The sequence below is a fragment of the Leptospira ilyithenensis genome (assembly GCF_004771005.1).
Classification (GTDB): Bacteria; Spirochaetota; Leptospiria; order Leptospirales; family Leptospiraceae; genus Leptospira_A; species Leptospira_A ilyithenensis.
In genome coordinates this window covers 90790-105201 of sequence record NZ_RQHV01000043.1, presented here as the reverse complement: position 1 = coordinate 105201, position 14412 = coordinate 90790, and the positions used below count along the sequence as shown (strand labels likewise).

Annotated in this window: 10 protein-coding genes; 6 read left to right on the top strand and 4 right to left on the bottom strand. The window is 39.2% G+C overall.

Annotated features, from left to right (window positions below; all coding sequences use genetic code 11):
• The first annotated feature begins 6 nt into the window (after positions 1 to 6).
• Both EHS11_RS08960 and EHS11_RS08955 read left to right on the top strand, forming a co-directional pair.
• On the top strand, positions 7 to 375 hold the full coding sequence (locus EHS11_RS08960; protein WP_135764053.1) for a response regulator: 369 nt from the start codon (positions 7 to 9) through the stop codon (positions 373 to 375).
• A 22-nt stretch (positions 376 to 397) separates the two neighbouring features.
• The gene (locus tag EHS11_RS08955; RefSeq protein WP_135764052.1) at positions 398 to 1648 is read left to right on the top strand and encodes a hybrid sensor histidine kinase/response regulator; all 1251 of its coding nucleotides are present in this window, start codon (positions 398 to 400) and stop codon (positions 1646 to 1648) included.
• Here EHS11_RS08955 and EHS11_RS08950 read toward each other — a convergent pair.
• Complete coding sequence (locus EHS11_RS08950; protein WP_135764051.1) at positions 1645 to 2190, bottom strand: chemotaxis protein CheD; 546 nt, start codon at positions 2188 to 2190, stop codon at positions 1645 to 1647. The two genes, EHS11_RS08955 and EHS11_RS08950, sit on opposite strands and share 4 nt — an antisense overlap.
• Positions 2191 to 2210: 20 nt before the next feature.
• Between EHS11_RS08950 and EHS11_RS08945 the strand changes: the two genes are divergently transcribed.
• Positions 2211 to 4136, top strand: a complete 1926-nt coding sequence (locus EHS11_RS08945; RefSeq protein WP_135764050.1) for a hybrid sensor histidine kinase/response regulator — start codon at positions 2211 to 2213, stop codon at positions 4134 to 4136.
• Positions 4137 to 4211: 75 nt separating this feature from the next.
• On the top strand, positions 4212 to 6416 hold the full coding sequence (locus EHS11_RS08940; RefSeq protein WP_135764049.1) for an ATP-binding protein: 2205 nt from the start codon (positions 4212 to 4214) through the stop codon (positions 6414 to 6416).
• A 17-nt stretch (positions 6417 to 6433) separates the two neighbouring features.
• Here EHS11_RS08940 and EHS11_RS08935 read toward each other — a convergent pair whose 3' ends face one another.
• Both EHS11_RS08935 and EHS11_RS08930 read right to left on the bottom strand, forming a co-directional pair.
• Positions 6434 to 8386: a SpoIIE family protein phosphatase gene (locus tag EHS11_RS08935; protein ID WP_135764048.1), complete on the bottom strand. Its 1953-nt coding sequence runs from the start codon at positions 8384 to 8386 to the stop codon at positions 6434 to 6436.
• 6 nt (positions 8387 to 8392) lie between these two features.
• Positions 8393 to 9802, bottom strand: a complete 1410-nt coding sequence (locus tag EHS11_RS08930) for a TPM domain-containing protein (protein ID WP_135764047.1) — start codon at positions 9800 to 9802, stop codon at positions 8393 to 8395.
• Positions 9803 to 9936: 134 nt separating this feature from the next.
• On the opposite strand from EHS11_RS08930, the gene EHS11_RS08925 reads away from it, so the two are divergent.
• Positions 9937 to 12324 carry an ATP-dependent Clp protease ATP-binding subunit gene (locus EHS11_RS08925; RefSeq protein ID WP_135764046.1) on the top strand — a complete coding sequence of 796 codons (2388 nt, stop codon included), beginning with the start codon at positions 9937 to 9939 and terminating at the stop codon, positions 12322 to 12324.
• Positions 12325 to 12359: 35 nt separating this feature from the next.
• Complete coding sequence (locus EHS11_RS08920) at positions 12360 to 13190, top strand: aldo/keto reductase (RefSeq protein WP_135764045.1); 831 nt, start codon at positions 12360 to 12362, stop codon at positions 13188 to 13190.
• 159 nt (positions 13191 to 13349) lie between these two features.
• Here EHS11_RS08920 and EHS11_RS08915 read toward each other — a convergent pair whose 3' ends face one another.
• Positions 13350 to 14411, bottom strand: coding sequence for a hypothetical protein (locus EHS11_RS08915; protein ID WP_135764044.1), 1062 nt, complete (start codon positions 14409 to 14411; stop codon positions 13350 to 13352).
• Position 14412 lies beyond the last annotated feature (1 nt).

Genomic DNA, 14412 nt, shown 5'->3' with positions numbered 1-14412 from the left:
GGATATATGTCAAAAAAAATATTAATCTGCGATGATGCGCCAACGGCACTTAAACTTATGGAAATGGTTTTGGCTGACGAGGGTTATGAAATACATAAGGCTGAAAATGCCGAACAAGCAATGATTCTGATTGATCAGAAAGGTCCCTTTGACGGCGGTGTTTATGATGTTAATATGCCGGGTAAAAACGGAATTGAACTTACCAAAGATACATTAGCGCATGCTAACGGAAAAAACATGAAGATCCTGATTGTTTCTACGGAATCAAGCGATCATTTGAGACAAGCAGGCAAAGAAGCCGGAGTGAAAGCTTGGATCGTAAAGCCGTTTGAAGATGAAGATTTGATTGAGGTTTTGGGTAAAATCTTAGTCTAAATTAAAATCGGAGGTAAATCTTTTGGACGGGAATGAAAAAAAAATTCTATTTGTCGATGATGACGAATCAATTACGAATCCGATTCGATCGGCTTTGTTCGGATCCGATATCTTTGTCGAATTCGTTCAGAACGGAATGGGCGCGTTAGAGAAAATAACACATGATTTTTTTTCAGTCGTTGTAGTAGATTTAAATATTCACGGAATGGACTGTTTGGGGTTGGTTAATCGTTTGAATTCTCTTCCGAACAAACCAATAATACTTGTTAGTTTTAAGTCTGGCGAAATTAATTCTGTTATCAATTTGTTCCAAGTCGGGGTTTATGATTACATTCAAAAACCCTATCGCTCCGTAGAGCTTCTTCATCGTATTCAAAAAGCACTGGAAGTCGCTGAGTTCCGATCCATTAATAATCAATTAGAAACGGAAAAAAAGAAACAGGTTCGAAAACAATCGAATTTGAATTTAAGGAAAGAAAAAATCATCAACGGGAATTCCGATGATTCTTCTGATGACCAACTGATCGGAAACATTCGTACGTCACTTAGCCAAGGGGCGGGATTCGGAGCTTTGGTCAGTCTGATCAAAAGGATAGAGAAAAAAGCCAAACGGAAAGGTGAGGATTATATTATTGATTCCTCTTTGATGGAATCTTTGTTTGAAAACGGTCAGGCTGCAAAACGTGTAATCAATTTGTTTGAAGAGATGGAAAATATAGGATCAAATGATCTTTCGGAAGAACTTCTTTCCCTATCCGATTTACATCAAACTCTTGAAGAAATTTTAGAATCACAACGTGAGTTGATCAATCTTCAAAATCATTCCGTGGTTCTCGGAAAAAATGCGATCGCCGAACAGAATGTATTTATCAACGGAAAGCTGGAATATTTGAGAAAGGCATTCGAGGAACTATTATTAAATGCTCTCAAATTTTCCATTCCCAATGCCAGGATTTATATCAATTTGAGCAAATCTCCCAAGTCAATGAAGATTGATTTTTTGAATCCACCGAATCGGGATCAGTACGGAAATTACGGAATTCCTGAGTCTTACGAAAGTTTGATATTTGAACCTTTTTTTCGTATGTCCAGATTAGTGCACGAAAGGTATCCTACGCTTGATTTTGGTTTGGGCTTAACCTACGTTGACAAAGTCATTCGGAAACACAACGGGCATATCAAATCCTTTTTGGTGAAAAACCAATTGGATGATTTAGGTGCTTCCGATTTTGTACATTTTGAGGTGGACATTCCGACAGTTGTGCTAGTTTAAAAGGTAAAAATGGATGATTTTTTTACCATTCTTTCCCGGACTTTGGATTCGAAATGTAATTCTTGTGTTTGAACTTCCATCACTAAATTAGGCTGGATTTTAGTGATGAATACGTCATATGAGTCAGTATGGAAGCTGAGTTTACGGTATTGCTCTCCACCAATATCCTGGCTTAGGATAGGTATTTTTTCAGTTGATAAAAATTCTTTTACAAATTGAATGTTTTTTTCACCGGCCTTATTTGTTGTTAAACGGTTTGATTGGCTACCGCCGAAGATTTTCGCTTTCAATTGGGTTCTTGGAATTCCATGCTTAACAAATTCATTGATCATAAGCTCCATAGAAGTGATTCCATAGCGAAGGCTTTGTTTTTCTTCTTTGGCGTCGAGAGAACCAGGAAGTAAAATATGGTTGATGGCAGAAAAACCGTTGTCAGTTTGAAAAAGGCAAACAGAAACACAGGAACCCAAAATCGTTCTGATTTCAAAATGGCTCGATGTAAAAAAGGCTTCTCCGATATTCAGGTATACTTTTTGTTTCATAAACTTACAGAGCTTAACTAATGAATCCTAACAGAAAGATACAAGTCCTGGTAATCGAAGATTCTAAAGCCGCCTATGCTTCTATACTCTCCAATCTTAAAGAAGGTGGTTGGGATGTCTATTCGGAAAGAGTGGAATGGAAAAAGGAATTGGAAGAAGCCCTTCTTAGAAGAAACTGGGACATCGTTATTTCCGATTATTATCTACCCGATTTCGATGGTAAAACTGCTATAGAAATGGTTAGGGAGAAATTTTCCGACTTACCTGTGATCTTAATTACGGAGTTCATCGGAGAAGAGATGGCTACCGAGATGTTTCGCATCGGTGCCAATGATTTTATACAAAAATCAAAAATAGAAAAACTAACATACGTCGTAGCGAGAGAATTCGAAAGTTATCAAGCGAAAAAGCAACAAAAAAAAGCGTGGGAGATGCTTGTGCATGGCGAAGAGATGCTGACTCGTTCCCAAGCTCTCGCCAAACTCGGACATTTTGAAATCCTATACCCCGAACGAAAAATTTTATGGTCTTTGGAAACTTATAAAATTTTAGGTTACCCTTACGGGGAGATGCCTTCAGAAGAAAAGTTTTTTAATCGTGTGCATGAGGCGGATCGGGCCAATCTGGAAAGTCTTTGGGAAAATGCACGAACGGAAGCAAAACAATTTGATCTCGAGTTACGTTTGAAATTGCCAAGTTCTTCCAAATTCGTCCGACTAACTTTGGAATGTGAACACCTTTCCAATGGTAAGTCGAGATACTTCGGAACTTTGCATGATACCTCAAGTTATAATTCTTTGGAGTCTGCAATCCGTCATAATGCGCAATTATTCAAGGGAATTTTTAATAACTCATCTCAAATCATCATCTTACTTGATTTAGAGGGTCATATTCTTAAAATGAACCGCACATCCGTTGCACTTCTGGAAAGAGAAGAAAGAGATATCCAGGGCTTGCATATTATATCTTCATTATTTTCCCAATCTCTTTCCGAAGTGAAACGAATTCTGGACCAAGGGATTGTTCGTGCTACAAAAATGGAATCTACGGAAGTGTTTGCGACTTATACTGCACCTTCGGGAAGAGTTATATTTTTGGATTGTGACATTTCCACCGTAGCAGATCCGTCAGGCGAGGTGATGTATTTGGTCTTTGAAGGAAAAGATATCACTGAGAAGATTGAGTTGGAAAGAGCTTACGGGCAAGCGCAGAAAATGGAAGCCTTGGGAACATTTGCAGGCGGTATCGCTCACGACTTTAACAATTTACTAACTCCTATGTTCAATTTTGTCAGCTTTTTACTTTCCGATTGGGAACCTTCGCGTTCGGATCCTGACAAAAAGAAAACCTTTTTTGCGTTAGATGGTATGATGAAGGCGTTGGAACGGGCAAAATCTTTGACAGGTCAGATTCTTGATTTTTCGAAAAAAGATGCAGTGACTCTTACGAATATAGATCTGCATATTTCATTGGAAGGTATTTTGAATGAACTTCAAAAAGGGAAACCTTTCTTTGGAAAACTGGTTATTGATTTTGAAGCGGGAAAGGCACAGATACAGGCGGATTCAACCTACTTATATCAAATTTTTTCCAATCTATATGAGAATGCTTTGTTTGCAATCTCCGAAGTTGAGCACCCGAAAATTTCACTTATAACCAGAAGGATCTGGATTGGTGAATCCCATTTACGCAATTATCCTTTTTTGAAACAAACTTATTATTGGGAAGTTGAGTTTCAAGACAATGGCTCCGGAATTCCTCCTGAAGTAATGAGTCGGATATTTGAACCGTTTTTTACTACGAAAGGTAGAAAAGGAACAGGTCTGGGTCTTCCTATCATCTACGGGATCATGAGACGAATGGGAGGGCTTATTACTGTAAAATCAGATCCAGGAAGCCGTACTTCTTTCTATTGTTATTTTCCCGCTTGGGATGTGTTGGAATAGAATCCTAGTTGGCAAGTTTTCAAAAGGATGTTATCATTGTTTAATGGCATTCGTGAAATCACCTAGGTTTATAGAATGAAATTTTGGATGTTTGCCAACAGGACTGCCGTTTATAAGTTCGCCTTACAATTAGTTTTTGTTCTGTTCTTAATTCTAAGTTTCGGAGTTGTTTGGAAAATATATACGATCCAAGCGGATGAGAAAGTCACCATTGCCAGACTCAGCTGGTCTCAAAATCTGGAAGATTATCTTTCTGCGCTAAAAGATGCGGAAACGAGCCAACGGGGATACCTATTAACAGGTGATAGGGATTTTTTAGAACCGTATTTTTATGCGATCACCCAATTCCCGATTCTGGAAAAAGTATTGTTGGAACAAGCGGAAGAAAAATATAAAAAGGATCTAATTCGTATATTCGAATTTTCGCTTAAGAAAAGAACGGAAATTAAAAATCGAATCACAGAAATTGATATTGGTCGTAAGGATTTGGCTCTTCTTGCGGTTCGTTCTAAAGTTGGCAAAAACCTGATGGATGAGCTCCGTAGAAACATTGCCAAACTTAGAAAGGAAAAGTCAATAGCGGAAGAAACAGACAGACTACGAAAAGAAAAGGAAAATACCACATTATTTACTTTTTGCCTGGTTGGTTTTCTAACAATATCCGCTCTAATCGTTTGGATGATTTTACTGATCATCCGAAATGCTAAAGTTGAATCGGAAAAAAACGAGATCAATTCCCGCTTTCTTGAAATTGACGATCTGTATCAAAATTCTCCCGTAGGATTTCATTCCCTTGACAGTGAAGGCAATTTTTTGAAGATGAACGATACCGCATTGCGTTGGTTAGGATATACAAGAGAAGAAGTTATCGGAAAAAAATCAGTTTTTGATTTTCTCGCGAAGGGAAGTGAAGAAATCTTTAAAAAGGAATTTCTCGCCTTCAAAGAAAGAGGGTATGTGGATGAGGTTAAGATTCAATTTTTAAAAAGAAACGGCGAGATCATGGATATTATATTATCCGCGACTGCGATCAAGGACGCATCGGGCAAGATGCTTTTGAGCCGCTCCACATTTATTGATAATACAAAATCATCCGAATACGAAAGAGAACTGGTCAAAGCAAAGAAAAAAGCGGAAGAGGCTAACCTTGCCAAATCCGAATTTTTGTCCAGTATGAGCCATGAACTCCGAACTCCTCTCAATGCTGTGATCGGACTTACCATTCTTTTGTTGGAAGAAAACCCGAAAGCAGAACAAATTGAAAATTTAAATAATCTCAAATTTTCCAGTGAAACCTTATTGTCTTTGATCAATGATATTCTTGATTTCAGTAAAATTGAAGAAAGGAGGATCAGTCTTGAATCGATAGTTTTCAGAATTGATTCTCTTCTCGGGTCTGTTTTTAAATCTTTTGATCAGAAAGCCAAGGAAAAATTGCTAAAACTCGTTACTCATGTAGATGCAAATTTTCCAAGTACTGTTAAAGCCGATCCCACCCGATTGCTTCAAATTCTTAACAATCTATTATCCAATGCGATTAAGTTCACCCGCGAGGGAGAAATTTCCGTTAACGCCAAACTGGTGTCACAAACTGATACCAGTTATATGATTCAGTTGCAAATTCAAGACACAGGGATCGGTATTCCCGAAGAAAAATTACAATTGATCTTCGATAAATTTATGCAAGTAAGTGGCGATACTACCAGAAGATTCGGCGGATCGGGATTAGGTCTTGCTATTTCTAAAGGACTTTTGGATCTAATGGGCGGTACGATCGAAGTAAAGAGTATTTTCGGTGTAGGAACGACGTTTACCGTTACTTTGCCTGTTGAAAGAACTTTAGAAACCATTGATACCGACGTCAACTTGGAGCATATAGATTATACTACCTTGCGCGGATCCAGAATTCTGATTGCAGATGATATTCTGATTAACCGCGAAATCGTGGCCCGCTTTTTAACCAAATGGGGTGTGGAGATCGGACATGCAGTCGATGGGATTGATGTATTGGATCAATTGAAGTCAAATCATTATGATGTGATTCTTATGGATTTGCATATGCCTGATATGGATGGATACCAGGCAACCCAAGTGATTCGAAAAGGGGATATTGTTCCTGATAAAAAAGACATTCCTATCATCGCTTTGACTGCTTCCGCACAATTGGAAACCCAGGAAAAAATCAAAGAGGTAGGTATGAATGATTATATTGCCAAACCTTTCTTGCCAAAGGAACTTTATACCAAACTAAAAATTCAGATTAGGAAGAACAATTCTTAACAATTTAAATACAAACTTCACTCTTTTGTGAGGTTTAACGCAAGTATCGTTATATCATCTGCGGCGCGTTTGTATTTTTGAAAACGGGAAACTTCGGATGTCACCTGATCACATATTGTTTGAGGATCAAGGTTGCTTATTTTTTGTAACACATCAATCAGTCCTTCTTCACCAAACAAAACTCCTGTGGTCGGGTTTCTGGATTCCAAAATTCCGTCCGTATATAAAATCAAAGTTCCCGATTTTGGCAAAGGAATGGTCAACTCTTTGATTTCCAAAGGCATGTATTCGGTAATGGCTCTGCCTTGAGAGTAAATATATTCGTATTCTCCGTTGGATTGCAGTAGAATCAAAGGATGGTGTCCTGCATTTACAAATTTCAAAATTTTCTTTTCCGGGTGAATGTAAATGAATACCGCTGTTAAAAAATTCCCGGAAAGACTTTCCAAAAGAGAAAGTCTTATTTTCTGAGCTGCAAGGGCCGGCTCATCCAATTTGTCTGCCCAGATCTGCAAAGAAACTTTTGTCATACTAGCGATTATGGCTGCGGGAATCCCGTGACCCGACACATCGCATAAAAATAGTCCGAAACAATCTTCTTTCTCAATGATCTGAACAAAATCTCCTCCGATCTCGGATGTAGGCATATAGCGGAATCCGAGCGGATATCCTTTGATGGAAGTGCGTGCCTTAGGAAGTAGGTCCTTTTGCAATTGCCTAGCCACTTTCAATTGAATGTCAATTTCACGTTTGTTTTCGGTATCCTTGCGAAGTTGTCTTACCTTTACCATGAGAGCTGTGCCAAGCAAAAAGATTTCCATCGTAGATCCGAGTGGTAACGAATACATGGCGAACAAAGTCGGTTGCACCAAACCTTGTATTGTCAAAGTGTTTACGGAGGCACCGACTAACACTGAGCTTAATGCGAAAAAGAAAAGATAATTTTCCAGGTTTCTTTTGTTCTGCATTAGAAAGTAAAAAGATATAAAAAGTCCGAGTAAGATAGGAATCATTACGATCAAAACCGCAATATGGATATAACTTCTCAAATCTATGAAGAGAATGGAAAAGACCATGATAATGCTGATTATTACCAAAACCTTGATCAGCTTGTGCATCTTAGGTGATTTTTTTGGAATATTTAAAAATTCAGAGGTAAATAATAGTCCGAAAATGCAGCTGAAGTAAATTGCTATTGGAAAAAGATAATTTTTCCAGGTGTGTGAGTCTCCTATTTCCACATACTGCATAAATCCTGTGGAATATAAATTTATCAGTAAGATAGTGGAAAGATAAAAAAAGTAAAAATAGAATTGTTTGTAACGTAATGAATAAGCAAGGAATAGACTATAGACAAACATAAAACCGCCTGCACCGAAGTAGGCGGCAAAGACAATGTCGTTCTTTTTGGAGTAGGCCAGGAATGAACGTGTGTCGTAAAGTGATACGAAATTGAATATCGGATTTGAGGATTCTATTTTTATAAAAACAGTGGTTTCTTCTCCGGGAGAAAGATACAAAGGAAATGCAGGTAAGTGCGAATAGATGGGTTTGTCCTTTTGCAACACCTGTTCTCCCGAGTTCATCTTGATCCATTTGTCTTTATATGGATAATACAATTCAAAAAGATCGACCACGGGACTTGAGAAAATCAAATAAAAAGTATGGGGTACATTTCCCTTATAACTCAGATGGAGTTTAAACCAAACGGGTCTTCTTTCTTTAGAAAAAGAAATGGTTTTGCCGGGATTTTTTTGCCAAACGGTTTCCGCCTTTTGTATGTTTGAAAGATCGGAATTTTCCTTTGGCAGGATGGCATATTCCAAATATTCTCCTATATGGGTATATTTGCTTCCTTCGGAAACAGAGATGGTTTCTCCGAAAAGTGAAAACGTAGAAAGAAAAAGAATCGCCATCACTGCATAAGAGAGCTTATGCGAGTTAGATGGTAGAGAACATGATTTTTTCATATTCTTTTAGTAGGAAGACCCGGCTCCTCCTCCGCCCGAGCTGCCTCCTCCCCAGGAGCCTCCTGAACCGCTACTAGAATAACCACCGCCCGACTTTCCGGAAGAAGATCGGGAAAGTTTTGCAGTGTGGACTTGCCTATTTTCCGTTAGTTTGCAATGCGCACATTCGTAATGATGAATTTCCAAACCACCTGCGTCATAGTCAGCTTTTCTTTTTACCGTTACGGAAATACATCGAAACGTTTGGTAATGACATTTTTTGCAAAGGGATGCCGGTAAATGACCAGTGTATCTTTCTTTGATTTGAACATCACATTCCTTGCAATTCCAAATATCGTAATCAACAGAATAGATTTTTTCTTCCGTTATTTCTCCGGGGCTCAAGTATGCATTGTCCTTTGTTTCGTTTAACTTTTGCATTTTTTTGGAACAGCTAGGACAATTTCTAGGATTGTTTCTCAATCTGTTTTCTATTTTTCTATTTCCGAAATATAATATGAATCCGATCGGAATCAAGTTTAATACGGAAAAGAAAGTATCTGATCCCGAAAGTTCCGCCGGTAGCAAACTAAAGCCGGCTGTTATTCCCGAAACCCAACTGAAGTATTTTCCAAAATAAGAATATACTTTATATATGGATTGATTTCCAAAAGGAAGAATGGATAAAAGTCCGCCAAATAAAAACCAAACGGCAATCATTCCCAATGATAGAAAAAAAATGAAAAATTCCTTCACACTTTGTTTTGGTTCGAATAATATTCGTTTAAAGATACCCATTCCCTTGTTTTCTCCGGAAATGGTATTTTCCGTAGGTTGGATATAATGGGAGATAGGCTGATCCATATAAGGAAAAAATTCCTCTTGTTCCGTCACCAGGTCGGACAATCCTATCTCCGGATTTTTGATTCCTCTTTGAATACCGCTGAGCCCCTTTATCATTCCTAACGAAAAGTTTTCTTTTTTAAATTCAGGAATCACCAATTCATCCAATATTCTTTTACACTTAATATCTGTTAGTATTGATTCCATTCCGTAACCGGTTTCGATCTCAAGTCTTCTCTGATCCACAACATGAAGAAACAAGATACCGTTATCTTTTCCTTTTTTGCCGATTCCCCATGTCTCAAAGAGAGCGGTCGCAAATTCTTTAGGCGAATTATCACCTACACTTTGTAATACGACAATCGCAATTTCTACTTGAGTCTCCGCTTCCGATCGGGAGATCCTCTCATTCAGTTCCGAAATGGCACCGGAATCGTTTAGATACCCAACTTGGTCCAAAACCCAACCGTTTGTAAGTCTCGGATTGGGGAGTTTGGAAATTTGCTCTTTTAAGGAGTCCCCAAAAAGGGACTGCGACAATGCGACAAATAGCAATAAGGAACGAAAGAGATTCAAAGAACAAATGCTCGACATGGTTCTTGGATGCTGTCCTGTTTCGCTTTTATGGAAAGATTTTTTCCTGATTTCCTTTGATTTCTTTGAGGTTTGAAAAATGATTTGATGAATTAGCAGTCTAATGCTTAGAGTGCTAATTAGGGGCTACTTCCATGAAACAATTCGATTCTATTGTGCAAGGGGCTTTGGACATCGCCCAAACCGAGGCGATTCGTAGAAAGAATCCTGAGATCACTCCTTCCCATTTACTTTGGGGATTTTTTTCCCATCCGAGCTCTCATTCGGGCAAAGCCTTGGCAAAATATAAAGCCGTAGTAGAGGCTAGCCTAAATAAATTACCGAAGATCGCAGGAGAGGTGGGATTTGAAAACCTCAGGACTTCTCCCCAGCTTTCCCAATGGATGACGATGGCAGGGTCACGTGCTGCCGAGAACGGTCGAGAGGAGTTACGTGAAGCTGATTTTTTAAAATTTTTGCCCAATATTTTACCTGAGTTAAAAATAGATTATAATGATTTGAATGTAAAAGAAACGGATGAGGAGGTTCCTAATTTTTTAATTAACCTCAACGAACAGGCGAAAGTTGGTAAATTGGATCCGGTAATCGGTCGAACCAAAGAAATCCGTTCCGTGATGGAAATTTTAGGAAGACGTTCAAAAAACAATCCAGTGTTAGTTGGCTCTGCCGGAGTGGGTAAGACCGCTATCGTGGAGGGTCTCGCGGAACAAATTGTAAAAGGCAAGGTTCCCGATGTTCTTCGCGGGAAAACTGTATATTCTCTGGATATGGGCCAACTTATGGCAGGTACGAAATACAGAGGTGATTTTGAGGAAAAATTGCAACATCTGCTACGTTTTGTAAAATCACAAGCGGGAGAAGCGATTCTGTTTATAGATGAAATTCATCAGCTAGTCGGTGCCGGTAGAACGGAAGGTGCGATTGATGCTGCAAATCTATTGAAACCCGCATTGGCACGTGGCGACTTACATTGTATAGGTGCAACGACTCCGGAAGAATTTCAAAAATATATTTTGGGAGATGCAGCATTGGAACGCAGATTCCGTTCCGTGCCTGTTTATGAACCTTCCAAAGAAGATGCGATTGAAATTCTGATGGGAATCAGAGATAAGTTTGAGATTCATCATGGAATCAAAATCTCGGATGATGCGATTTATGCTTCCGTGTTTTTATCCGATCAGTATTTGACGGATAAAAATCTTCCCGACAAGGCGATTGATCTTGTTGACGAAGCAGCTTCCGCATTGAAGTTGTCTGCGGAAGCAATGCCTGCCCATTTAGCGGAATTGGAAAGTGAGATTCGCTCCAAAAAGATATATGCCCAGGTAGAAAAGAAGAACGATGAAATTTTGAAAGAGATTGAGGAACTGGAGAAAAAATTCTCCGGGGAAAAATCGGTTTGGGAAAAAGAAGTAGGTGCCTTGAAACAAATGGCTTCCGTAAAAAATAAAATGGATCGTGTGAAATTTGATCTGGAAGCGGCCCAGACCAGAGCGGATTATACGGAAGCTTCTAGATTGAAGTATGCCGTATTACCAGAGTTAGAGAAAGAACTTGCAACTTTCCAAAACAATTGGATCTTGGGCAGGTCACATATAGGTTCGGTGATTTCCCGCCAAACAGGGATTCCTGTGGAGAAAATATTGAAAACCAAACAGGAAAATATCCTGGAATTGGAAAATCATCTGAAGTTGGCGGTTTTCGGACAAGAAGAAGTTTTGAAAGAGATTGCTGAGACGCTTCTCACAAGTTATGCGGGGATTTCCGCTGAGAATCGGCCTTTAGGCTCTTTCTTATTAAAAGGACCTACTGGTGTGGGAAAAACCGAAACTGCAAAGGCATTGGCAAAATATCTATTCGATAATGAGTCGAATATGATACGTTTGGATTTGTCCGAGTTTTCCGAAAAACATTCCGTTTCAAAACTCATCGGTGCCCCTGCGGGTTATGTTGGTTATGAAGAAGGTGGGATTTTAACGGAAGCAGCCCGAAGAAAACCTTATTCGGTGATTCTCTTTGATGAGATTGAAAAAGCGCATCCTGATTTTGCAGATATACTTTTGCAGATTTTGGATGATGGAAGGCTTACGGATAACAAAGGTAGGACGATTAACTTTAAAAATACGATTATTTTATTGACGACCAATTCCAAAGACATCTATGGCGATTTCAAACCGGAAGTTTTGGGAAGATTGGATGCCATTCTGACTTACAAATCAATTGATTCTTCCGTAATGGAAAAACTCATAGATAAACAATTGAAGCTTCTCAATGAAAGATTGAAAGTGAAGGGAATTGTTATCGAACTTTCGGAAAGTACGGAAAGGGCACTTACTGAACAGGGATATGATCCGAAGTTCGGAGCGAGACCTTTGAACCAAGTATTCAATCGGTTGGTTAACCGTCCTCTTTCCAAGGGAATCCTTGCCGGGAATTTGGCAGAAGGTGTTTACCGAGGGGATTGGGACGGCATAGAAGTCCGGTTTGAAAAACTAAGAGAGTCGAAACTGGTAGAAATTTGATTTCCTTTCTTTTGGAATAAGGCTGTAATGGAGACATGACAGCCTTAGTAAATTTGCAATCCAGAATTCCTACCAATCAATCCGTATCTGTTCCCGTGTTTGGACTGGGAGTTTGGAAATCAAGACCTAAAGAATGTTACACGGCTGTGCTTTCCGCTTTGGAAGTAGGTTATCGTCATATAGATACCGCTGCCATTTACGGAAACGAATCGGAAGTAGGTCAAGCGATCAAGGATTCCAAAATCCCCCGTTCTGAAATTTTTCTGGTAACCAAACTTTGGAATGCGGATCAGGGCTATAATTCTGCTTTGAAAGCAATTGATCGTTCTTTAAAAAACTTGAACACGGATTATGTGGACATGTATCTTATTCATTTTCCGGTTACGGAAAAAAGAAATGAATCCTGGAAAGCTTTGGAAGAAATCAAAAAATCAGGTAAGGCGAAATCCATCGGAGTGAGCAATTTTATGATCCCCCATTTGGAGGAATTGTTAAAGGAAACTTCCACCGTTCCTGCGATGAATCAAGTTGAGTATCACCCGTTTCTAAATAACAATGAATTGTTTCATTATTGTGAGAACAAAGGCATTCTGGTCGAAGCATACAGCCCGCTTGCCCATGGCCAAAAGATAGATGATGAGCGCGTTGCGATTCTCGCTAAGAAGTATAACAAGACAAATGCGCAAATCTTACTTCGCTGGGGTTTGCAGAAAGGAATGGTGTTGATACCAAAATCCGTGAAAAAAAATAGAATTTCGGAAAATGCAGACGTATTTGATTTTCAAATCAGCGAAGCGGATATGATGGAGATCGAGACTTGGGATGAAGGCTATCGCACTTGTTGGGATCCTACGACTGTGGAGTAGGGGACGGTTTTTTTGAATACTATCCCCGCCCTATCGACATTGGGTGGGGTTAACCACCCCGCCACCCAATGCGTTCCTTCTACCACATATGCTTCTCTTCGTAAACTTAAACCGGTTTTTCTTGGAATTTTATTTTAATAAGTTCGCCTTTTTGCCTTCTTATTTCTTTCGAATCACAAATAATACCGATTGTTTTTTGTCTTTCCCGCCGAGTACGCCATAACCGAAAGGAAAAGAAAGCGGTTCCGGATTTGCTTTGGAAAGTTCCAAAATCTCTCGCTGTTCTTCCGGTTTGACCGCACCGGAAAGGTTCCAGGATTTTGTATAATGTCCGTATAAAGATTTTTCCCATTCGGAGGAAGGAAAAAGTCGCAAAGGAAATCCCGAATCATCCTGTACAATCAGGCTTGTGCGTTCCAAAAGCAAGTCTCTGAATTTCGCTCTTTTTTCTCCGTGGAACAAATATTCGGCGGACTTTGTAAAAACCGCTATTTTCCCAAGCTCTCTAAAGTATTCATAGAGTCCGTCACCCGGCACTCCCTCATTGCCTGTTAGGAAAATCTTCCAATAGGTGAGAGTTTGTTTTTTCTTTAAACTAGGATCATAAATTTCAATTGTAAATCCTTTCCAGGTTCCTGTCCCCGAAACGATCGTTTCTTCTTTTGTATCTAGGATTTCTTTTCCCAGCCTTCTTAGAAAAGCGACAAAGACAGGATAAGCTCCTGACAAAGCAGGTCTCTTGGTCTCTTCTTTCATTTTTCGGTAGGTAAAGTAATTTCTGCCGGCAAGATGAGAGGATAAATTTCTGATTCCGGACAGAATGATTTTTTTCTCCGAATCCGATTTGGAATCCCAATCAAACGGATAACCGGGATCTTCCAGCCCAAATAACACGTAACGGTTCGCTTCCGGGAAGAAAGAGAAAAGATTTAAAACATCGATCCCGCTAAATGGATAAAGAATGGTGTTCTTGTTTGAAACGAGGGTTTCTTCTTTCCGAAAGTTTTGAATTTTTTCTTTTGTTTCCCTCATAATTTTCCAAGAAATATCCATTTCTGTGTTATGATCTTGGGATAATGGCGAGGGGGTTTGCCCCGACCAAATATCATAAGTTTGTCGATTGCGAATAGAATCAGCCGAAGGTTTGATTTCCATTCCGCTGCATGAGATAAGCAAAATAATATATACGAATGCGTTTAAAAAAATAAGTTTTTTCGTCATA

Bases quoted from the DNA above. Each gene is read 5' to 3' on its own strand.
- EHS11_RS08960 (WP_135764053.1), top strand. From the start codon at position 7: ATGTCAAAAAAAATATTAATCTGCGATGATGCGCCAACGGCACTTAAA.
- EHS11_RS08950 (WP_135764051.1), bottom strand. From the start codon at position 2,190: ATGAAACAAAAAGTATACCTGAATATCGGAGAAGCCTTTTTTACATCG.
- EHS11_RS08945 (WP_135764050.1), top strand. From the start codon at position 2,211: ATGAATCCTAACAGAAAGATACAAGTCCTGGTAATCGAAGATTCTAAA.
- EHS11_RS08940 (WP_135764049.1), top strand. From the start codon at position 4,212: ATGAAATTTTGGATGTTTGCCAACAGGACTGCCGTTTATAAGTTCGCC.
- EHS11_RS08935 (WP_135764048.1), bottom strand. From the start codon at position 8,386: ATGAAAAAATCATGTTCTCTACCATCTAACTCGCATAAGCTCTCTTAT.
- EHS11_RS08930 (WP_135764047.1), bottom strand. From the start codon at position 9,802: ATGTCGAGCATTTGTTCTTTGAATCTCTTTCGTTCCTTATTGCTATTT.
- EHS11_RS08925 (WP_135764046.1), top strand. From the start codon at position 9,937: ATGAAACAATTCGATTCTATTGTGCAAGGGGCTTTGGACATCGCCCAA.
- EHS11_RS08920 (WP_135764045.1), top strand. From the start codon at position 12,360: ATGACAGCCTTAGTAAATTTGCAATCCAGAATTCCTACCAATCAATCC.
- EHS11_RS08915 (WP_135764044.1), bottom strand. From the start codon at position 14,411: ATGACGAAAAAACTTATTTTTTTAAACGCATTCGTATATATTATTTTG.